General features: G+C 37.7%; 17 protein-coding genes. 7 read left to right on the top strand and 10 right to left on the bottom strand.

Annotation, left to right across the window (positions count from 1 at the left end; genetic code table 11):
- The first annotated feature begins 792 nt into the window (after positions 1 to 792).
- A complete protein-coding gene (gene clpP, locus F6K15_RS31730) occupies positions 793 to 1,479 on the top strand; it encodes an ATP-dependent Clp endopeptidase proteolytic subunit ClpP (protein ID WP_124145365.1) in 687 nt (228 codons plus the stop codon).
- Between the two features lie 12 nt (positions 1,480 to 1,491).
- On the top strand, positions 1,492 to 2,838 hold the full coding sequence (gene clpX / locus F6K15_RS31725) for an ATP-dependent protease ATP-binding subunit ClpX (RefSeq protein WP_293069178.1): 1,347 nt from the start codon (positions 1,492 to 1,494) through the stop codon (positions 2,836 to 2,838).
- Positions 2,839 to 3,386: 548 nt separating this feature from the next.
- Here clpX and F6K15_RS31720 read toward each other — a convergent pair.
- The 4 genes from F6K15_RS31720 to F6K15_RS31705 all read right to left on the bottom strand — a co-directional run bounded on the left by F6K15_RS31720 (position 3,387) and on the right by F6K15_RS31705 (position 5,752).
- Positions 3,387 to 3,599: a hypothetical protein gene (locus F6K15_RS31720; RefSeq protein WP_293069176.1), complete on the bottom strand. Its 213-nt coding sequence runs from the start codon at positions 3,597 to 3,599 to the stop codon at positions 3,387 to 3,389.
- Between the two features lie 139 nt (positions 3,600 to 3,738).
- Positions 3,739 to 4,488, bottom strand: a complete 750-nt coding sequence (locus F6K15_RS31715) for a hypothetical protein (protein ID WP_293069174.1) — start codon at positions 4,486 to 4,488, stop codon at positions 3,739 to 3,741.
- A gap of 210 nt (positions 4,489 to 4,698) precedes the next feature.
- Positions 4,699 to 5,520 carry a YaaW family protein gene (locus tag F6K15_RS31710; RefSeq protein ID WP_293069172.1) on the bottom strand — a complete coding sequence of 274 codons (822 nt, stop codon included), beginning with the start codon at positions 5,518 to 5,520 and terminating at the stop codon, positions 4,699 to 4,701.
- 94 nt (positions 5,521 to 5,614) lie between these two features.
- Positions 5,615 to 5,752: a hypothetical protein gene (locus tag F6K15_RS31705; protein ID WP_293069170.1), complete on the bottom strand. Its 138-nt coding sequence runs from the start codon at positions 5,750 to 5,752 to the stop codon at positions 5,615 to 5,617.
- 153 nt (positions 5,753 to 5,905) lie between these two features.
- Here F6K15_RS31705 and F6K15_RS31700 point away from each other — a divergent pair, with 153 nt between their 5' ends.
- On the top strand, positions 5,906 to 7,015 hold the full coding sequence (locus F6K15_RS31700; RefSeq protein WP_293069168.1) for an NAD(P)/FAD-dependent oxidoreductase: 1,110 nt from the start codon (positions 5,906 to 5,908) through the stop codon (positions 7,013 to 7,015).
- Between the two features lie 211 nt (positions 7,016 to 7,226).
- Here F6K15_RS31700 and F6K15_RS31695 read toward each other — a convergent pair whose 3' ends face one another.
- Positions 7,227 to 7,583: a XisI protein gene (locus tag F6K15_RS31695; RefSeq protein ID WP_363269135.1), complete on the bottom strand. Its 357-nt coding sequence runs from the start codon at positions 7,581 to 7,583 to the stop codon at positions 7,227 to 7,229.
- A gap of 102 nt (positions 7,584 to 7,685) precedes the next feature.
- On the opposite strand from F6K15_RS31695, the gene F6K15_RS31690 reads away from it, so the two are divergent.
- The gene (locus F6K15_RS31690; protein WP_363269133.1) at positions 7,686 to 8,909 is read left to right on the top strand and encodes a transposase; all 1,224 of its coding nucleotides are present in this window, start codon (positions 7,686 to 7,688) and stop codon (positions 8,907 to 8,909) included.
- Positions 8,910 to 9,124: 215 nt separating this feature from the next.
- Here the strand turns inward: F6K15_RS31690 and F6K15_RS31685 are convergent, their stop codons facing one another.
- From F6K15_RS31685 to F6K15_RS31670, 4 genes are all read right to left on the bottom strand, one after another.
- Positions 9,125 to 9,571: a hypothetical protein gene (locus F6K15_RS31685; protein ID WP_363269131.1), complete on the bottom strand. Its 447-nt coding sequence runs from the start codon at positions 9,569 to 9,571 to the stop codon at positions 9,125 to 9,127.
- Between the two features lie 399 nt (positions 9,572 to 9,970).
- Entirely contained in the window at positions 9,971 to 10,435 is a 465-nt protein-coding gene (locus F6K15_RS31680) for a HEAT repeat domain-containing protein (RefSeq protein WP_293069164.1), read from the bottom strand.
- Between the two features lie 41 nt (positions 10,436 to 10,476).
- The gene (locus tag F6K15_RS31675; RefSeq protein WP_293069162.1) at positions 10,477 to 13,572 is read right to left on the bottom strand and encodes a HEAT repeat domain-containing protein; all 3,096 of its coding nucleotides are present in this window, start codon (positions 13,570 to 13,572) and stop codon (positions 10,477 to 10,479) included.
- 102 nt (positions 13,573 to 13,674) lie between these two features.
- Positions 13,675 to 13,926, bottom strand: coding sequence for a hypothetical protein (locus F6K15_RS31670; protein WP_293069161.1), 252 nt, complete (start codon positions 13,924 to 13,926; stop codon positions 13,675 to 13,677).
- Between the two features lie 1,190 nt (positions 13,927 to 15,116).
- On the opposite strand from F6K15_RS31670, the gene F6K15_RS31665 reads away from it, so the two are divergent.
- Both F6K15_RS31665 and F6K15_RS31660 read left to right on the top strand, forming a co-directional pair.
- A complete protein-coding gene (locus F6K15_RS31665; protein ID WP_293069159.1) occupies positions 15,117 to 16,322 on the top strand; it encodes a Coenzyme F420 hydrogenase/dehydrogenase, beta subunit C-terminal domain in 1,206 nt (401 codons plus the stop codon).
- Positions 16,323 to 17,142: 820 nt separating this feature from the next.
- A complete protein-coding gene (locus tag F6K15_RS31660; RefSeq protein ID WP_293069157.1) occupies positions 17,143 to 17,595 on the top strand; it encodes a nitrate reductase associated protein in 453 nt (150 codons plus the stop codon).
- Positions 17,596 to 17,779: 184 nt separating this feature from the next.
- On the opposite strand, the gene rimM is transcribed toward F6K15_RS31660, so the two are convergent.
- Positions 17,780 to 18,409 (bottom strand): ribosome maturation factor RimM, encoded by a 630-nt coding sequence (gene rimM / locus F6K15_RS31655; RefSeq protein WP_293069155.1) that lies wholly within the window; start codon positions 18,407 to 18,409, stop codon positions 17,780 to 17,782.
- A gap of 174 nt (positions 18,410 to 18,583) precedes the next feature.
- Between rimM and F6K15_RS31650 the strand changes: the two genes are divergently transcribed.
- Positions 18,584 to 19,915, top strand: a complete 1,332-nt coding sequence (locus tag F6K15_RS31650) for a tetratricopeptide repeat protein (protein ID WP_293069153.1) — start codon at positions 18,584 to 18,586, stop codon at positions 19,913 to 19,915.
- Positions 19,916 to 20,192: the final 277 nt, after the last annotated feature.

The raw sequence follows: 20,192 nt of genomic DNA, 5'->3' as shown, positions 1-20,192 counted from the left end.
ATCTAGTACAATTTAGGAAACAGTGCCTTTTAGAAACAGTTCGGTAGATTTTAGCTGCCAGGCGAAGTTAGCTCGGATACCAGCACTACTATAAGTGAAAACAATTCTTCTGTTATCAAAGGAGAAGAAAGGTAATAACGCGCTAGTCCTTTAAGGATTAGCTTTGCAGGCAACAGCCTTTACCGTTACGGTAATGCCATACTATTATTAGAGATGTTCAGTGATGAATAGATTTGATAAGGTTAAATGTTGCACCTGTCATCAATTCTTTCCTTCTACTCCCTCTTTTCCGGAGGAGTCGAATGGTTGGGTAATCCCAACTAAATGTCGCTCTGGGTCTCCCATTATAATATCCGATTTAACGGGAGGGGAATCGCGACCTGTAAAAAAACAATTAACAAGAATTATGCTATGATTCTTCTCATCAGGAGTAGCGGTAATACGCACCTGACTTCAGAACCGAGACAACTCAAGATATGGGGTTCAACTGGTGAAGTCCTAGTAATTTATGTGAGAAGGTAAAATCACAGAAGCTAGCTAGGTGAGTACAGAAATTTCAGTACAAAACGGCGGTGGGTCTCATCGTTTCTGCCTGTGGAAGTTAAGAGGATGCTTAACCTTGGAAGCAGGAAGCCCTTTTCCGTGAGGGAGGGAAGCCCTCGTTAAGCTAGCGCTATAACGAGGGAGAACGTCACTATTAGTAAAGCTAAGTAATAATATTCAGCTTGGATTGATACTAATCAAAAATGAGTAAGTAAAAACAAAATTTGTTTATATATAAACTGATGTACTATGGTGATATCTCAATATTCTGATGATTTAGTTAATATCTATAACAAGTTACAAGTTTACTCCGGTCCTAGTAACATTGTGCCCATGGTTGTCGAACAATCAGGGATGGGAGAAAGAGCTTTTGACCTCTACTCACGGCTCCTCAGAGAAAGAATTATTTTTTTGGGGACTCCAGTAGACGATAATGTAGCTAATACCATTACTGCACAGATGTTATTCCTGGATGCTGAAGACCCAGAAAAAGATATCCAACTCTATATCAACTCCCCTGGAGGCTCTGTAACTGCTGGAATGGCTATATATGACACCATGCAGCAGGTGCGGCCGGATGTTGTCACAATTTGTTACGGTTTGGCTGCAAGTATGGGAGCTTTTCTTCTTTCTGGTGGGACAAAAGGTAAAAGAATGTCCCTTCCTAGTTCTAGAATAATGATTCACCAACCTCTAGGTGGGGCTCAAGGTCAAGCAGTAGATATTGAGATCCAGGCTAAAGAAATCTTATATCATAAACGTAAGCTGAATGAACTTTTATCAGCTCATACAGGCCAACCTCTAGAAAAAATAGAAGTTGATACAGACCGCGACTTCTTTATGTCCGCAGAAGAAGCCAAAAATTATGGCCTGGTCGATCAAGTGATTACTAAACAGAATCTTCCTGTACCAGGAGAGTCTGTTCCTGCAATGTAATAAGAGGAAGTTATGTCTAAATACGACTCCCATCTAAAATGTTCATTTTGTGGCAAGTCTCAGGAACAGGTCCGCAAGTTAATAGCAGGTCCTGGAGTTTATATTTGTGATGAATGTGTAGAGTTGTGCAATGAGATTTTAGATGAGGAGCTTTTTGACTCTAACTCAACAGGGCCACAACCTCCAATGCAAAAAGCAGCAAACTCTACTCAAAAGCAAAATAGTGCTGCGAAGAGAGTGTCGGTTGCTCAACTTCCTAAACCTAGAGAAATTAAGAATTATCTAGATGCTCATGTTATTGGTCAGGAAGAAGGTAAGAAGGTTTTGTCAGTGGCAGTTTATAACCACTATAAACGTCTGACCTTTGTAGAAGCTAAAAAAAGTGGCAAGTCCTCTCCGGATGAGGTGGAATTACAAAAATCTAATATTTTATTGATTGGGCCGACTGGTTGTGGTAAGACATTGTTGGCTCAAACTTTGGCAGAATTATTGGATGTACCATTTGCTGTGGCAGATGCGACGACATTAACAGAAGCTGGATATGTTGGGGAAGATGTGGAGAATATTCTGCTGCGACTTCTGCAAGTAGCAGATTTAGAAGTAGAGGAAGCACAACGGGGTATCATATATATAGATGAGATAGATAAGATAGCTCGCAAGAGTGAGAACCCTTCGATCACAAGAGATGTGTCTGGAGAGGGGGTACAGCAGGCTTTATTAAAAATGTTAGAGGGAACTGTTGCTAATGTCCCGCCTCAAGGTGGTCGGAAGCATCCCTATCAAGATTGTATTCAGATTGATACGAGCAATATTCTATTTATATGTGGTGGGGCTTTTGTTGGTTTAGATAAAATAGTAGAACAGAGAAACGGCAAAAAGTCAATGGGCTTTGTTCAGCAAGCAGGAGAAAATCAGTCCAAGGATAAAAAAGTCGTAGATTTAATGAAGCAAATGGAACCGAATGATTTGGTGAAGTTTGGTTTAATTCCAGAGTTAATTGGACGAATACCAATGGTGGCCGTAGTTGAGCCTCTGGATGAGGAGACTCTAATGGCAATTTTGACAGAACCTCAGAATGCTTTGGTGAAGCAATATCAAAAGTTGTTGCGGATGGATAATGTACAGTTGGAGTTTGAGGAAGAGGCAATTCGGGCGATCGCGAAAGAAGCGTTTAGGAGAAAGACGGGAGCACGAGCGTTGCGGGGTATTGTGGAGGAGTTGATGTTGGATGTGATGTATGAATTACCTTCACGGAAAGATGTGACTCGGTGTACTATTACCAAGGAAATGGTCGAGAAGCGATCGACTGCAGATTTATTAGTGCATCCATCATCGTTGCCAAAACCTGAGTCTGCTTAACTAGCGATCAACATTTTCCGTACCAAAACGCTTTTGAAAGGAAGGCAGGAGTTTACTGGTTCAGATGGGGAATTTCTGCCAGGAACTAACGAATAACTCAGACCTTCTACTTTCAAGGCGAAGACCTGTTAACACACTTCTGGTTGAATACCCTTGAAGAAGGCATTTATGCTGTTGGCGTTAGCATTATGTTTGCGTTTTATGTATGCAGCAAGATTTTTCCTTCTTCCTTCTTTCTTCTTCCTTCTGCTATAACAGTTATCAGTAGTTCTGGTTCCGAGTTACAGTTTGTGTGTGCAGCTTGCCTGAAAACAAATAATTTTCCCCAAAGTTGACTGATGAGTGTTAACTATTTTAATTTGGCGTTGGTGATTTGAGGTATGATATGATATCTTGTCCGGATAAGAGCGCGATATAGCGCTACGAGTAAGTTAGAAGTTAGAAGTCAAAAGTCAAAAGTAATTTCTGATGCCAGACTTGTAAATCCCGATAACTCTGAACTTTAACCACTTTGCTGACTCTTTCTCCAAAAACTTACAATCTACCATCTAAGACCTTCTTCCTAATTCAACAACCGAATTTGCGCCAAAACAAAAACAGCAGGGATTACACGGCCATAGTTTGTGGCGATCGCTCTCCAACCCAAATCGGCCAAAAACCAAGTCCAGAGAAGCGGGGCTAAGAATCCTAAAGCTGTTAATTAAACAAATATAGATATTCTCTGTTTCTTTTGCTTCTAAGTCGATCTGAAGTTCACACAAACAGGACTTACGCATGAGAAAGGCAATTTTGACGTTTTAGATTACTATCCTGACGGACTGCTTTGCTACGCACATGAAACGCAAACGCTGTCGCTGGCAATGACAGAAATATCTTATTTTGCGTAAGTCCTAAAAAATTTTAAGTAATTAAGGTACTTTGTTCAACATTTATCATCCTTGCATAGAGAATTTGCTCATTAATTTCTAGATTATTAATTAAGCTTAAGGAAGTTACTATACCATCGCCTATTAACTCTCCTTCTATCTCTCCATACTCCACCTGCAAAATAATATTATCTGCCCGTGAATCATTAGATACACTATCAGGATCTTGCCAGGTTCCCAAACCACTAATTTCTGTTGTTGCTTTCATAAAATTTAATGATTCAGATTTGAATCTGGGTACAGTTAATGTTAATAATTCCTGTTCAATTCTAGTAAATTTAACATGATTACTTTCATCTCCAAATAGTAGTGCAAAAAGCACGTCTTTAGCTAGAATAAGTAATTCATTACCCTGGTTACTCCGATATTTTTCTGTTATTAAGTCAGTTCCTTTTTCCGGAGGATTATTAATTAAATATCCAGCTTCTATTAGTTGATTGCGGTCTCTTTTTTCATACTTTTTGAGGAAATTATCTAATTTTTCTCTATCTAACGCCATATCTTTCAGGCGTTCTATTCTTGAAAGCCTCTCTTGAGCTTTTTGTTCTTGAATAGCTTTAATATCTTTCTTTTTTATATATAAAGAATCTAAAGTTAAACGTATAATTTGCTCAATTAACCATTCTCGATCTTGTTGTACTAAATAACTGCGTAATTTTTCCTCAAACTGAGGAGCTAGCTCTTCTTTAACAGAACTAACTATACCTTGAATATTCAAACTCATTTCTGTTCTCCTAAACACTGGTAATTCAAACAATAGATTTGTTTAATATCTTATATCATGTCCGCTTGAATACCTACACTTAGGAGGAAGGAATACAGAAGGCAGAGGGCAGAAAGCAGAAGGGAATATTGGTTCAAAACCAGAAGGTTTTTTTTATTACTGATTATCCGGATAACTCTAAAATTAAGCCTAAAGTATAACGCATCCTTGCTAATTCAACAACCGAATTTGCGCCAAAACAAAAACAGCGGGAATCACACGGCCATAGTTTGTGGCGATCGCTCTCCAACCCAAATCGGCCAAAAACCAAGTCCAGAGCATCGGGCCTAAAAGTCCTAAAGCTGTCCGCGCTGCCCCATAGCGAGCTGCACTTATGGCCATACCTCGATTAGCCATTTGCATAGTTATGTGACTTTGAAACTGAGCTGCTGCTGTTGCCCCACCCCTAACTAATGCTGCTTTTGTCACTTGATATTTAGCAAAATGAATGGCAAACTGGCGGGCAAATTCCTTGAGTAAAATGGGTTTCAAAATTGAACTCACGGCCAAAGCACTACCACCTTTCAATAGTAAACTTAATGGATTTTTTTGTATTAATATTGGTAAAGGCTGAGGTACATTAGATTCGGCAAGGGATCGACATATACTTTGGCTTAAGACCTCTTGTTCTGATTTTGGTAGGCGCTTCCATGCCTGACCTAAAACATGGAGAAATACCTCTGCTTCTAAATCTATAGTTGAAAGATTTTGAGAGTAGGGAATTTTCAGATAACGACAAACTTTGATTAAAGCTTGCCGATAGGTTATTTTTTGAGTGCGTCCTCGCAATACCGTCATGCCATCTGCCACCAGATAACAAAATCTTTGCTCTAGGGCGTCTAACCAGGCATCACGATCGCGACTTTGTACATCTATGGGCAGAGGAGTCTGGAAATAATCCAAAGGATTGATCCCGCGCCCAAACAAAAGTTCTGTTAACTGCTGTAACTCCTCTTCTGTTGCTAATTCCAGTGCTGCTCTTAGTTCATTCAACTTACGTTTCCTGCTTTATAAAACTGATATAAAATGTCGCTATATGACATTTTAATGTTCACTTCCTGCTTCTTGTGAGGCCGTCGGCGGTTACTCATCCACAGGCATTAACGGTCAAGCCGACCGCATCTCTTAAATTAATACTTGCATTCAAATCTCGATCTATTGATAAGCCATACTCATGGTAATCAAAGGTTCTATTGAGTTTGAGCTTTGTTCTGATAGATTTCATGCATTGATATAAGATAATGGTATGGATTCTGAGGTATTCTATCGTTAATTTGTTGATTAAGTCAATGCTCTAGTTTCAGAGACAAATTACCCAATTAAGGCTGAGTACTTGATTATTATAACATAACTATTTATTGTCGCCAGGAAAATTATTATGGGATCGCAACAATTTGATGTTACAGTAATTGGTGCTGGTATGGCTGGTCTAGTCTGCGCTCAACAACTCCAGCAGGCTGGTTATTCGGTGGTGGTACTGGAAAAGTCTCGGGGATCGGGGGGACGGATGGCAACTCGCCGAGTATCAGGAACTCGTGTAGATCATGGGCTACGTTACCTCGAACCCACAGGTAAATTTTTGCAACAATTAATTAATTATCTAGAAAAAGAAAAAAATGGCCTTTCTTCCCAGCACATTCTCCAACTTTGGACCGATAAAATTTATGAACTAACTCAACCCCAGGGGCTAATACTTCCTCTTACCAAACATTGTTATATTGCGCCCCAGGGAATGAACTCTGTGGGTAAATTTCTTGCCCAAAATTTAGAGGTTTGGTTTAGTAGGCGAGTGCAAACTATGCAACCAACAGTGGATAAAAATTGGCATCTGACTTTGGAAGTTATGAATGATGCTGCTACTGAAAAACCTATAGAAGTAATATCGAAAGCTGTTGTTGTAGCTATTCCTGCACCTCAAGCATTAATGATTTTAGATAAACCTGTTGCGGAAACGCCACCGGAATTTCTCAATAATTTGCGTTTTGTGGAATATGACCCCTGTATTACTGTGATGGCGGGATATTTTCCAGCTCTACAGGAAAATTTACCGGAGTGGCGAGCGATCGCTTTTCCTAATGATGACTATCTTGCCTGGGTAGGTGTTGATAGCAGTAAACGTCCCCATTCTACTCAACCTGTGTTTGTCATTCAAAGCAACGCCAAATTTGCCACTACCCACCTCGACACGACAGACTTACAACCAGTAGGACAAGAATTACTAGAATATACAGCACAACAATTGATGCCATGGTTAAAATATCCAGAATGGTTGCAAGTGCATCGGTGGCGCTATGCTTTTTGTCGTCAACCTTTAGCTATTTCTTGTCTGACTACAGAATTGCCATTGCCATTAGTAGGTGCAGGTGACTGGTGTGGCGGAGATAATATTGAGGGTGCTTTCGCTTCTGGGTTAGCAGCAGCAAATTGGGTAAATAGTAAACTACAGAATTTGTCGTTACCAGGGGAAAGTTTTTTGAGAGAAATTTAATCTTGTATAGCAGGCAACAGGTAATAGTGGGAAAAACATTGCCTAATCTAAGATTCATCATTAGTCTATGTCCTAACCAACTCGTTCCTTGCTATATTATTATTTTACTTCATTAGTTATAGCACTACGCAAATAGGTTAGGACATTTTTAAATGCTCAAACTCAGTCAGATATTACTTTTGACTTTTGACTTGCGCGTAGCGCTATAGTCCTAACCGACAGCGAACCCGCTAAACTGTCGTCGATAGGTAGATTGAAAACCCAAAACTATATCTGTCTTGGGCACACCTGCTGCTAACAACTCGTCGGCAACACCGATATCGGTACAATCTTGTTGTATCCAGATTTTCCCATCCTTAATATCCACATGAACTGTGGTACCATATACTCGTTTGTGGTCGTCCCAACCTAGATTAACGACTAGATAGCGATCACGCACTGTATCGAAAACAGCTTCTACTTCCGTATCTGGAGAGATATCTTCTCCTAAGAAACTTTCGGTCAAAATTTTTTGCACCAGTTCGGGGTAATTAACTGTTAAATTTAAACTGTAGAAAATAGTTGTCAAATGTAGAAAAGTATTGTAATATTAAATAGTTAATAGAAAGCCTAAATTTAGGCAATGAATGATTTTGACCATGATAGTAGTCACAGGTGACTATAGCAAAATTTGAGGGTTAGTGCACAATTGATTGTTGTTGACAGACATATAATTAGACGAACACATAACTTTTGGCGGGTGTGTGATGAGTTAGCTTTTAAGTCAAAAAACCTGTATAACTTGGCTAACTATCACTGTCGTCAGCATTTTTTCACGACTGGTAAAAGTCTCTCACTAACTAAACTGTACCACACCACCAAAGAGAGTGATGCTTATAGAGCCTTGCCAACTAAAGTCTCAAAACAAATAATAAAATGCTTGGTGGCAACTTGGCGTGGCTATTTTCAAGCGATAAAAGAATGGTCAAAACATCCACAAAGGTTTCTAGGTAAACCCAAAATACCAAAGTATAAGGACAAAACCAAAGGCCGAAATGTAGTTATCTACTCAAAAGAGTCTGTATATAAAGCACCACTAAAGGACGGTATTTGTCACTTATCTATGAGTGATATCAAAATACCTGTAGTGGTTGAGTCTGTAGTTGAAGTGAGGATAGTACCTGCAACTGGCTGCTATGTAATTGAAGTTGTGTATGAAAAAACTGAACAACAACGGATAGAGTCTACATATGTAGGAGGAATAGATTTAGGGATTGATAGATTAGTTGCTCTAGCTACAAACAAGCCTGGTGTGAAACCTCTGCTTGTTAATGGGAAGCCACTAAAAAGCGCCAATCAGCTTTACAACAAGCGAAAAGCTAAATATCAAAGTGTTCTCAAGGGCCAGAAAAAAACTAGCCGTAAGATTGAAGCGTTAACCTATCACCGAAATTGTTTTGTGGAGAATTATCTGCATAACACCAGTAAATTAGTGGTTGAGTATTTAACCACAAATAATATTGGTACTGTAGTCATCGGCAAAAATGATAATTGGAAACAAGGTGCAAACATCGGCAAAAAAAATAACCAAAATTTTACTCAAATACCACATTCTAAGCTAGTTAAACAGATAACTTATAAGTGTGTGTTAGCAGGAATTAAAGTGATTGAGACTGAAGAAAGTTATAGCAGTAAAACTTCTGCACTTGACCTAGAATTGCCCTGTCAGCATGAATTGTATGTAGGTAAACGAGTCAAACGTGGTTTATTCAGGAGTGCAACTGGTAAAGTGATTAATGCTGACATTAATGGTAGTATTCAAATAATTAGAAAGAAATTCCCAGGGGCATTTACTGCCGAGGGAATAGTGAGCTGTGCCGTACAGCCAGTATTGGTTAATCCAATATTAAGATAAAAGTTGTCACGATTTTCTACAGTTTTATTCGTACGGTAATTTAGCTTTTCCATGTTACAATTTCCTCTTTGTTAGAGTCAAAAATTAGTAATTTTAATTTCGGTCGAGTTCCGGGGTTATTTTTGACATTATAGCAATTAATTTCTTCTTTAACGATGCCTTAAGACGGATTGTTAAATACTTTTCATATTCTAAATTTTCGCCGTCTAACGCATCTACAAATTTTGCTGTTTGTTGGGCAAATTACTGTTAATTCCCAGGGATAAAATTCCCAAAATTTTCTCTAAGTTATTAATAAAGTATTCAGTTAGATCGATATGAACTTCTGTATTTTCTAATTTTAAGAATTTCCAAATATTTCCAGTGGTGACAACGCCGTAAATAGTGGAAATTTGATTGCCTTGTTGTTGATTAAATATTTGTGCTGCTATCATTTCTGCGAGACATTGCCCTAATCCGGCGTTTAAGTTTTCTTTTTTAGCTTCTACAATGGCAAAAACTGGAGATTTAATAAATAGTTGTTCTGGGTCTAGACTAATTAGAAAGTCACAAGTACCGTTTAATCCTCTGGCAGTATCGACATTAAATTCTGTTCCGGAAAACAGGCTAATTTGATTATTTAGGGTTTTTCTGAATTCTATTAAAATTGGAGCAATAATCATTTCGGAACGGGCTTTTTCTGTATTAATTGCTAAAGCTAATGGTAAGTTATTTTGTAATGTTTGTCTTAGAAAATCGCTTGGTTTGACTTCGGAAATATTGGCAAAAAAATCTACTTTTTCATTGATTGTTAAGGAAAATTATTGTTGGATTTTTGGTAATGTTAAATCGCTGTAAGACATTTGATTTTTGCTCCTTTTATAGCAATTCCCATAGTTATGAGGTATATTCACGATCCCCTTAAATCCCCCTTAAAAAGGGGGACTTTGAAGACTCCCCCCTTTTTAAGTGGTTCCCCCCTTACTAAGGGGGGTTAGGGGGGATCTAAAACTGTACTTCATAGGTTTAAAGAACTGCTATAGTATTAATAATAATTATTATTATGTTTACCACTCCCCTACTCAAGTAGGTTTTGAACTATTATCTAACTTTTCTAATACCTCTACTAAAGAGGAACGCACTGTTGAATCATCATATTTAAGTAGAGTTAATAGAGCTTGCACAACTGGCTCTGAAGAATTGCTTAATTTGCCTAACACTTCTACAGCAGAAAAACGCATACTTGAATTGTCATCTTGAAGTAGAGTTAATAGAGTTTGCACAACTGCTTCTGAAGTATTATCTAATTTATCTAATGCTTCTGGTGCTGAAAAATTGACTTCTGAACTATCATCTTGTAGTTGATTTTTTTGTTGAATAAACTCTTCAAATTCCTCGAATTTAGGTTCCTCTAATTGATATTTTTCCTTGGTATAGTCTCCGGAACCTGCATGAAGTTCTTGGAGAAAACGTAACATTCCCACAACACCTAATGAATCTATTAGTGCTTTGTATCCTTTTTGTCTAATCTCTGTTAATTTCATCATTTTTTTCTGTGAAATATTTGTTAATTGAATAACTGGGTTTTCTAGTTTTCAGATTCTGAATTAATGCCTAATTTTTTTAATGCTTTTTTAGCAGAAAAACACACCATGTTATCTTCATCTTGAAGTAAAGCTAAAAGAGCTTGCACCACAGGTTCAGAACCATTGCCTAAGTTGCCCAACGCCTTTGCAGCAGAAGAACGCACCATGTTATTTTCATCTTGAAGTAAAGCTAAAAGAGCTTGCACCACAGGTTCAGAACCATTGCCTAAGTTGCTCAACGCTTCTGCAGCAAAATGACGCATCACTGCATCTTTGTCTTGAAGTAAATCTAAAAGAGCTTGCACTACAGCTTCAGAACCATTGCCTAAGTTGCCCAACGCCTCTGCCGCAGAATAACACACCCCTCTATCTTCATCTTGAAGTAAAGCTAAAAGAGCTTGCACCACAGGTTCAGAACCATTGCCTAAGTTGCCTAACGCTTTTACAGCAGAATAAAGTACCCTTGAATCTTCATCTTTGAGTAAAGCTAAAATAGCTTTCACCACAGGTTCAGAAGAATCACCTAAATTGTTCAACGCCTCTACAGCAGAATGACGCACCCCTCTATCATCATCTTGAAGTAAAGCTAAAAGAGCTTGCACCACAGGTTCAGAACCATTGCCTAAGTTACCCAATACCTCTACAGCAGAAAAACGCACCTCTGAATCTTCATCTTGAAGTAAAACTAAAAGAGCTTGCACCAAAGCTTCAGAAGCATTGCCTAAATCGCCCAACGCCTCTGCAGCAGGAAGACGCACCCCTCTATCATCATCTTGAAGTAAAGCTAAAAGAGCTTGCACTACAGGTTCAGAAGCATTACCTAAGTTGCCCAACGCTTTTACAGCAGATTTACGCACCTCTCTATCATCATCTTGAGGTAAAGCTAAAAGAGCTTGCACTACAGGTTCAGAAGTATTACCTAAGTTGCCCAACGCTTTTACAGCAGATTTACGCACCTCTCTATCATCATCTTGAAGAAGGGACAATAGACCTTGCAGCACTGGTTCTGAATCATTGGCTAAGTTGCCCAACGCCCATGCAGCAGATTTACGCACCTCTGGATTTTCATTTTGAAGCAAAGCTAAAAGAGCTTGCACCACAGTTTCAGAACTATTGCCTAATTTGGTCAATGCCCCTACAGCATAACGACACACTTCTTCATCATCATCTTTTAGACATTTAACAATATCAAGAGCAACAAACTTAGCAACCGAACCACTACCTCCTATTTTTTTAAGATCGTCTACCCTATCTTGTACCGTTGCCCCTGGAGCAAACAAATTACGGACAAGCCTTTTAATTCTTTGCCTCTCTAGCTCTTTTTCTAAAGCATCCAAATCTAATCCTGCCAGTTTCCCAATTTCATCTGCTACAAAACTAGGTACTCTAACCTCCGAACCTTTTGCCAAACAACAATCTCTCACTGCCAACAAAAAGCCTTTAATTTCTTCCTTACCCAACTTTTTGCCTGCTTTTGCCACAAACTCCCGCCACTTTTCCTCATCATCCTTATTCTCCTGTACCAAATATAGTGCAGCTAGATATTCTGCCACCGGATCGAGAGCAAAGCGAATTTTCTTTCTATCTTTTATTGGACCATATCCAGTACGCTTAAGCAGTCGCAAGTCTTTCTCAAAATAATTAAGACAGTCTTCTGCTTCATCTGTATCCAAACTTGGAAAAGCCTCAATTACTTCTTTGCGCTTCACATCGGATGGTTTATAATCTTCCTCCAAACATTTCCAAGCAATTAGTTGAGCATCTTGTTTAATTGTAGGATATTCACTCTTAGTCTCTCTTTCACCTTGACGGTTCAACTTTTCTAAATGGTTAAGTATTAGATCGGGAATATTGTCGAGAGAACCCTCAGAGGTAACATTATTCTCCTTACTATTTATCATCTTCTCAGCATAAAGCTTTGCCAGCAAAACAGTTATAGTCTTCTGTTCCCCAACAATGCGTGCAAGTTGAGCGCATTCCTGTAAAAATTCTTCTTGATCTGCCTCAAATAAACCCCACTTACCGCACTCCTTCAAATACTGCTCGATAAAGTAAGCTAACTTTCCTCCATCAAACCTGAGAGTTTTAATTTTAAGATCGATACCCCGGAAATTTTCCTCTATTCTGGAAGTGACAATTAAAGCATTTGCCGGAAACTCTTTCGGGTCGGGATTAATTTTTTCTTGAGTTTCTTGACTCATCTCTGAATAGCGATCGACTATCAATAAAATTCGGCGCTGTCGCAGGAGTTGTTTAACTAATAATTCATCAACAATCATTTGTTCATTGTCGATCAACTCCTGAATTTCAGCCATAATTGCTTCCATTATCGGTTTGATGCCATCTCCAGTATTATCAATTTCCTTATCAATTAAAACTGGTAACATCAAATGTTTAGCTAAAGCTTTAGACTGGTGCTGCTTTTTCATTGCCCATTTAGCAATTTGACAAGCAATAGTTGTTTTTCCTGAGCCTCCTTCACCCCAAATTAACAGTCGTACTCGCCTTTCTCTGTTAAAAGGTTCGCTCAAGGTTTCCGCTGTCAGCTCATCAATTTCTTCACCATTTAATTCAACTGGAAGCGAAACATAATCTTTTCGTTCCTCAACAGTTTCATTCTCCAGAAACTTCCGTTGAAAAGTCTCCAGATGTTTTTCAACCCAAGCATCTAGTACCCTGGGGCGATACTTGAGAAAATGTTGGACAGCAGGAGGTAGTTTTAAATTTATTGGAGTTTTCGGTATCTTTAATTCTGCAGGTAGAACCAATAACCATAGGGGACGAAACCAGAGAACTCCCAAATACAAACCCGCCAGCACAGGGATTAAAATTAACCACCCTTCCCACTCTTTCTCATCATCAGAATTTTCCGAATTTTCCTGTGTTTTTTGTTCAGTGGGTTGACTTGTCTTTTTTGGTTTAAGACTAGCAGTAGGTTGAGGGTTAGGTTCAACATTTTCTTGGGCAAATACTAGACTATTAATTTGCTTAGTGCCTGGGAGTAATGGAGACAAACTTGTTACTATTAAAGGTAAAGAAGTAGACACCAGAGCTATTTTCAGCACAGCTAATAAGGTCTGTTTAGGAGACTTGACCATAAATTAGAATACCCAAAAAGAGAATTTTTGAAAGTATATTATAGTATAAAAATATATAAACCGGGTTTATATTAGATACCTTTCCATGCTGATAACTGATAACTAAAACTGAAAAAGCTCCCTCCCAAATAATTCTAATTCTAGTTCTTGGAGAGATTTGCCGCGATCGCGACCTCCTAAGTAATCTTGCCATGCAGTTTCCCTGGCAGCTATTTCTGCGGGAGAAATTAGTTCTGCTTCTGTCTCTACTTCTATGGAGTTCTCCACTATTGCTTTTAATTCTTCTAATAGTCGGAGTTGCTCTGCCTTGGTGAGGCTGTGAATTTGACTTACTACTTCATTATAATTTGGCATAGACTTTTCTTCTTTCCTTTTAGCTAAGGCTATTTTTATCCATATTGGATTATAGATATAATTGGTACCAATGACAACTGTTTAACCACATTTTCTATGAAAAGCGATCGCCTGTCAAACATAGTTGGTTTTAGAAGGAGCGATGTTGCATCCGCAACGCTCCGCGAACGCTTTGGGGTAACTATAAAGTCACCCATTCATCAAGGGAAATAGGACGAGGGATAATTTCCTCAATTTCTCGAATCATCATCGTCAATCCTATCTGTTTTCACTCTCGAGGTAATTATTAATTATTAATGGCTTTGTTGCATGAAAGTATATAGCTGTCGCACTTGCTCCGCATATGTACAACAATAACGTGCGGAAACTGCTGTAATATCATGTTCGGTTGAATACTTATAAATAACTGTTGTGAGCCCTCAGGAGTCAATCCACCCCTAACCCCTCCGGTGGAGGGGAAGTCAGTCCTCAGGAGGAAAGAAAGGAGAAAAAGAGGAAATATTGGGTAATAGTATTGATAATTTCAGTATTTCTTTGGTACAGTCGGTATTGTCAGTCCTTAAATTTTATTTATAACTGACCCGTCCGAAAATGATATAACTATTGTCCAATAGATAAATAGTAATCATTGCCAAACAAAGCGTACGCCGATCACCAGAGTAATAACTATTGTCCAATAGTTAAATAGTAATGATTGCCAAACAAAGCGTACGCTGATCACCAGAGCAATAACTATTGGACAATAGTTAAATAAGGCTTTGTTGCATGAAAGTAGCGTTCTTAACATCCATTCCGCAGCTATATTGCTCTGTTTGGCGATGGCTTCATGTTCTATTTATTTATTGTCCAATAGTTATTACTCTGCTGATTGGCGTTGGCGGAGGATGGTGGCGGCAGCTATATTGCTCTGTTTGGCGATGGCTTCATGTTCTATTTATTTATTGTCCAATAGTTATTGCTCTACCGATAAAACCTCAAAGCTTTTACAGGTAAAAGTTTCAGTCTTTTTTACCTCAAACATTGATGTTCTATATTATCTATTGTCCAATAGTTACAGCAGTTTCCGCGCATTATTGTTGCACATATGTGGAACAAGTACGGCAGCTATATACTTTCATGCAACAAAGCCACTGATAACTGCAAAGTGGTATCCTAGATAAAAGTCACTAAGTTTAACAAATCAATTTTCAATGACTATCTCAACTCCAAACACCCCTAAACACAAGAAAGCTAAAGCTCTCAGACCAGGTGCGCGTCGCCCCGCCAAAGAACTCTGTAGCGAATGTGGTTTGTGCGACACATATTATATCCATTATGTCAAGGATGCCTGTGCATTTCTTAATCAACAATTTGACAACCTCGAACAAGAAACTCACGGACGCACTCGCAACCTAGATAATGAAAATGAGACTTATTTTGGCGTTCATCAAGATATGATGGCAGCTCGGAAAAAACAACCTATTGAGGGCGCACAATGGACTGGTATTGTGAGTACGATCGCCTGTGAAATGTTGAATCAAGGTATTGTGGAAGGTGTGGTCTGCGTGCAAAATACTCAGGAAGACCGCTTTCAACCGATGCCAGTTATTGCCCGGACTCCAGAGGAAGTATTGGCAGCAAAAGTGAATAAACCGACTCTTTCTCCTAATCTTTCGGTATTAGAAGAAATTGAAAATTCTGGGATGAAAAAACTGTTAGTAATAGGGGTTGGTTGTCAGATTCAAGCATTACGAGCGGTGGAAAAACAATTAGGTTTAGAAAAGCTCTATGTTTTGGGAACTCCTTGTGTGGATAATGTGACTAGAGAGGGTTTGCAAAAGTTCTTAGATACTACGAGTAAGTCTCCAGAAACTGTTGTACATTATGAATTTATGCAAGATTTTCGAGTACATTTTAAACATGAGGATGGAAGTATAGAAAAAGTACCATTTTTTGGGTTAAATACTAAGAAATTGAAAGATGTTTTTGCTCCTTCTTGTATGAGTTGTTTTGACTATGTCAATGGTTTGGCAGATTTGGTGGTTGGATATATGGGAGCGCCTTTTGGTTGGCAGTGGATTACTGTTAGGAATGAGACGGGAAAACAAATGTTAGATTTGGTGATGAATCAGTTAGATACTCAACCTGTAATGTCTCAGGGAGATAGAAAAAATGCTGTTCAACAAAGTATTCCGGCTTACGACCAAGCTGTTACTTTGCCAATGTGGGCTGCAAAATTAATGGGAGTTGTGATTGAAAAAATTGGTCCTAAAGGTTTGGAATATGGGCGGTTTTCTATTGATTCTCATTTCACTCGCAATTATCTTTATGTGAAGCGGAATTATCCAGAAAAATTAGAGGCTCATGTGCCAGAGTTTGCTAAGAAAATTGTAGGGCAATATAAGTTGCCGAAATAATTTTTTGTTTGTAGTTTTGCTCTAGTCCTTTATACCAATTTGATAAATGTTTGCTACATTTTCTTGAGCGGGGGAGTGGGGTAGGGTCAATTTATTGTCACGCTTAGAAAAATTGATAGGGAGATGGGGAGATTCTTAATATTTGCATAATTAAATGTATTTCATATCCATATAAATATTCTCCCCAGGCAATGAATTAGCCCTGGGGGAGTGGGCAGGTTGGGGAGAAGTAAAAATAAGAATAATTAACAATAACTAGCTAATAATTATCAAAAAAAGTTATTCAGTCTGTGTTAATTACTTAATATAGCAATTCTCATATTGGTGAGGTACAAAATTCGTTTGCTTTAGGGAGTAGGGAGTATTAATTCGAGAAAAAGGGGATAGAAAAAAAGAAAAAAAACTGTATATCACTAATTTGAGAAACGCTATAAAACATTTTTATTATGGCTAATTAATCAGACTTAATATTAGGTCTAAATAGGGCTTGCTGATTAAATATAAAAGCATTGACATATAAAGACAAGTGCCTTTTTGGGAACGAAAAAAGTGCGCCTGTTTCAGTCTAAAACGCTCAAAAAGGAGCGTATTTTAGGCGCATAGTTGGGCAGAAAAATCATTCTTACAATTCTTACTCCTACTTCCTCGCTCCCGACCCTTTTCTCCCCTCCTGGGAGGGGCCCGCGGGTGGGTTGTCTCCTACCCCTACTAAAATACTTTTGAGCGCAAACCCTAAATATTAGGAATAGAGCAAAATTACGAACCTAATCATAACTGTTTTACCGGACATTATATAAAACTGAAAAATCAAGAAAATATAATGAATAATTATTTTGAATTTGAGCAAGACTTTGTAGAATCTCTACGATGTATTCCCATGATAGTCCGTTATAAATTAGATACCTGCGGAGTTAAATTAAAATTATCTCACTGGCATCAATTTAATCATTTAATTCGTCAAAAGCTAGTAGATAAATCTTGCAGTACACCAGAAGAAATTAAAAATTATCGAGAGTGGCTACATGAATTAGTAATTAAACATACAGATACCCCTGCTAAAGAATTATCTATAGAACTAAATCCAGCTTGGATGGATGACACAAAAATTCCAGATGTAGTTCAAAGTAAAGCTCAAGAAACAGGGGTTGAAATTAAATTAGAAAAATGGCAAAATCTAACTCCACTACAAAGATTTGTTCTGATTAAACTTAGTCGCCCAAGCCATGAAAATAAAAACTTTTTACCTGCTATTAAAGAATTTCAATTGATGTAATTTTTTAGGGAGCATCTCATATTTGCAAAAATACTTTTTTCCTATATATTCCCTGTTGCCAGATGAGCTTTTGCCTCTCTTGGTGCGCGTTCCCTTGCATCTATCGCTGACGCGGGGTCGCACCGCTGTTGCCTAAAAGCGATAATTTTTTGGCTTTATTCTTGCATTGAGATGCACCCATTTTTTATAAGTCAATTAACCCTAATGGGGGAAGAATTTCAATGATGCCTTTTTCAAAATCAACTACAGGAACAATTTCTTTAACAAAAGGGATTAAAAGATTTTGAGGAGGGGAAGACTTAGGTTTTTTCTGATGTTTTTTACGCCGACTTCTCCCACTTTCTTGTGGTGGTTGATCTTGAGTAATAGCTTCAGAAATAATAGGAGTATCTGTAGATATTTTTTCTACTTCTAACAAATCATTTCCTGCTGAAATCATACTCACAACTTTACCAATAATTTCCCCATTTAATTGATTAATAACTGTCAAACCAATTAAGTCTGGTAGATAAAATTCATCCTCTGCTAGTTGGGGGCGATCGCCTCGTTGGATGAACAAATGACTATTCCGTAATGCTTCAGCTTGTTCACGATTTTCAATCCCTGCTAACTCTATCACATATAAATCTTTACCAGGAAGATAACGACCACCCAGTAACTCAATATCTTGGGGGTCCACCTGTCCTGGTTGTAATAACCATCTTTTTCCTGGTTCTAAGAATCTTTCTGGAAAGTCAGAGTTAGGGTATACTCGCAACTCTCCTCTCAAACCTTGAGGAGCAACTATTCTACCAATTTCAATCCATTCAGACATTTTTAAGTTAAAAGTCAAAATTTAAAAGTCAAAAGTCAAAAGTTAAAAGTTTGAAATTTACTATATTAAGTCAAAAGTAGGGGCGAATGGCCATTCGCCCCTACATTTGAAATCTACTATTTCTATAATGCTATAGGTAGAAATATTATCAGTTTATCTGTATTTTTAGAAGCTATGAAAATTATAAATATGGTAGAGTTTTGCCACAGACAGATGCTAAAAAGCTTAAGCAAAGGCTTACGAAAGTCAATTTCTATTTTAATTATCACCCTAATATTCTCTATTAGTGGAAATTCTGCATATAGTCAAGGGACAAAGGATAAAGTTAACGATAATTACCAACAAAAAAATGATTTAAAGTTATTATCTGCATTCCCAAAAAATAAAAATTTGGTAACTCATCCAATTGATAGTTTACTAGCTCAAAATCAGGAACAAGTAGCAGATTTTAAATTGAAAGAAGAAATTAGTATTCGCGTGCGAGAAGAAGTAGATTATACATTTCGTCATGCCACATCATTACTCAGTATCTTTTTAATTTTGTTGACTTTATTTCCTGCTTCTGCAGCAATTTGGATTTGGTTTCTTCAGACAAAATTATCTAACAAAATTTTTCTGACAGAGCAAGAAATTGAAAGTTTTAAATATGACACAATATCTCAGTTAAAAGAAATCGTCAATGAAGCTCAAATAATATTAGATGAACTCCAACAACAAAGTCAACAAGCTGATGAAAAAATCGAACAACTGCAAAAGGATACATTGATTCAATATTCTACTGCTAAAACTGATAATTATGAGCCGTTAATGATGGCAAATGATTATGCTAAACAAGCAGATAAATTTTTCTTTGCAGGTAGACTAAAAGAAGCTGTTTCTGCTTACAATCAAGCCTTAAAAATTCATCCGGAAATGGCAGATACTTGGAATAATCGAGGGGTGGTATTGACAAGATTGAAAATGTATGATGAGGCCATAGTTTCTTATGATAGAGCGTTACAAATTCGCGCTGATTATGCTGATGCGTGGAATAATCGTGGTGTTTCTTTAATAGAATTGCAGCATTATCAAGAGGCAATTAATTCTTTTGAACAAGCTATTAAAGTCAAAGCTGATTATGCTGATGCGTGGAATAACCGTGGTGTTTGTTTAGCAAAAATTCAAAAATATCAAGAAGCAGTTAAGTCTTATAATCAGGCAATTGCTATTAAAAATAATTATAGCGATGCGTGGAATAATCGGGGAGTTGCTTTGATGAAGTTAGGTATTTATGGAGAGGCGATCGCTTGTTATGATAATGCAGCAAAAATTAAACCTGACTTTTTGAGTGCTTGGTATAATAAGGCTCGTTGTTGTGTTCTGAAAGGTGAAGTTGAAGCAGGTTTAAAAAGCTTGAAAAAAGCAATTAATCTCAATCATAGTAGATGCAAAGAAATGGCAAAAAATGAACCTGACTTTGACGATATTAGAAATAACGAACTGTTTAATAAATTGATTGATTCATAAGTAGTATATTTGAGGTTTTCAATCAATCATAATTTTACCAGCGGAACGAATTAAAAAATTCACACTCTATTAGTATATTGTTCATTAATTGATAATTGATAATTGATAATTAGGGCTTGCTGATTAAATATCAAAGCATTTATAGATAAAGGTTTTAGCTGTTTTAGGTTGAAAGGGGTGCGCCTGTTTTCGGTAAAGATTGCTCAAAAAACTAGCATTTTGTGCAAGAGTTGGGCAGAACAATTTTGGGACAAAACGCCCGCTCCTACCTCCTCTA

Origin of the sequence: Okeania sp. SIO2B3, assembly GCF_010672525.1 — a bacterium.
GTDB lineage: Bacteria > Cyanobacteriota > Cyanobacteriia > Cyanobacteriales > Microcoleaceae > Okeania.
Note: the sequence above shows the minus strand (reverse complement) of the source record. Positions and strands in the feature narration are given on the sequence as shown.

Bases quoted from the DNA above. Each gene is read 5' to 3' on its own strand.
- F6K15_RS31650 (WP_293069153.1), top strand. From the start codon at position 18,584: ATGAAAATTATAAATATGGTAGAGTTTTGCCACAGACAGATGCTAAAA.
- F6K15_RS31680 (WP_293069164.1), bottom strand. From the start codon at position 10,435: ATGATGAAATTAACAGAGATTAGACAAAAAGGATACAAAGCACTAATA.
- F6K15_RS31705 (WP_293069170.1), bottom strand. From the start codon at position 5,752: ATGAAATCTATCAGAACAAAGCTCAAACTCAATAGAACCTTTGATTAC.
- clpX (WP_293069178.1), top strand. From the start codon at position 1,492: ATGTCTAAATACGACTCCCATCTAAAATGTTCATTTTGTGGCAAGTCT.
- clpP (WP_124145365.1), top strand. From the start codon at position 793: ATGGTGATATCTCAATATTCTGATGATTTAGTTAATATCTATAACAAG.
- F6K15_RS31660 (WP_293069157.1), top strand. From the start codon at position 17,143: ATGAATAATTATTTTGAATTTGAGCAAGACTTTGTAGAATCTCTACGA.
- F6K15_RS31670 (WP_293069161.1), bottom strand. From the start codon at position 13,926: ATGCCAAATTATAATGAAGTAGTAAGTCAAATTCACAGCCTCACCAAG.
- F6K15_RS31715 (WP_293069174.1), bottom strand. From the start codon at position 4,488: ATGAGTTTGAATATTCAAGGTATAGTTAGTTCTGTTAAAGAAGAGCTA.
- F6K15_RS31675 (WP_293069162.1), bottom strand. From the start codon at position 13,572: ATGGTCAAGTCTCCTAAACAGACCTTATTAGCTGTGCTGAAAATAGCT.
- F6K15_RS31665 (WP_293069159.1), top strand. From the start codon at position 15,117: ATGACTATCTCAACTCCAAACACCCCTAAACACAAGAAAGCTAAAGCT.
- F6K15_RS31700 (WP_293069168.1), top strand. From the start codon at position 5,906: ATGGGATCGCAACAATTTGATGTTACAGTAATTGGTGCTGGTATGGCT.
- rimM (WP_293069155.1), bottom strand. From the start codon at position 18,409: ATGTCTGAATGGATTGAAATTGGTAGAATAGTTGCTCCTCAAGGTTTG.
- F6K15_RS31685 (WP_363269131.1), bottom strand. From the start codon at position 9,571: ATGATTATTGCTCCAATTTTAATAGAATTCAGAAAAACCCTAAATAAT.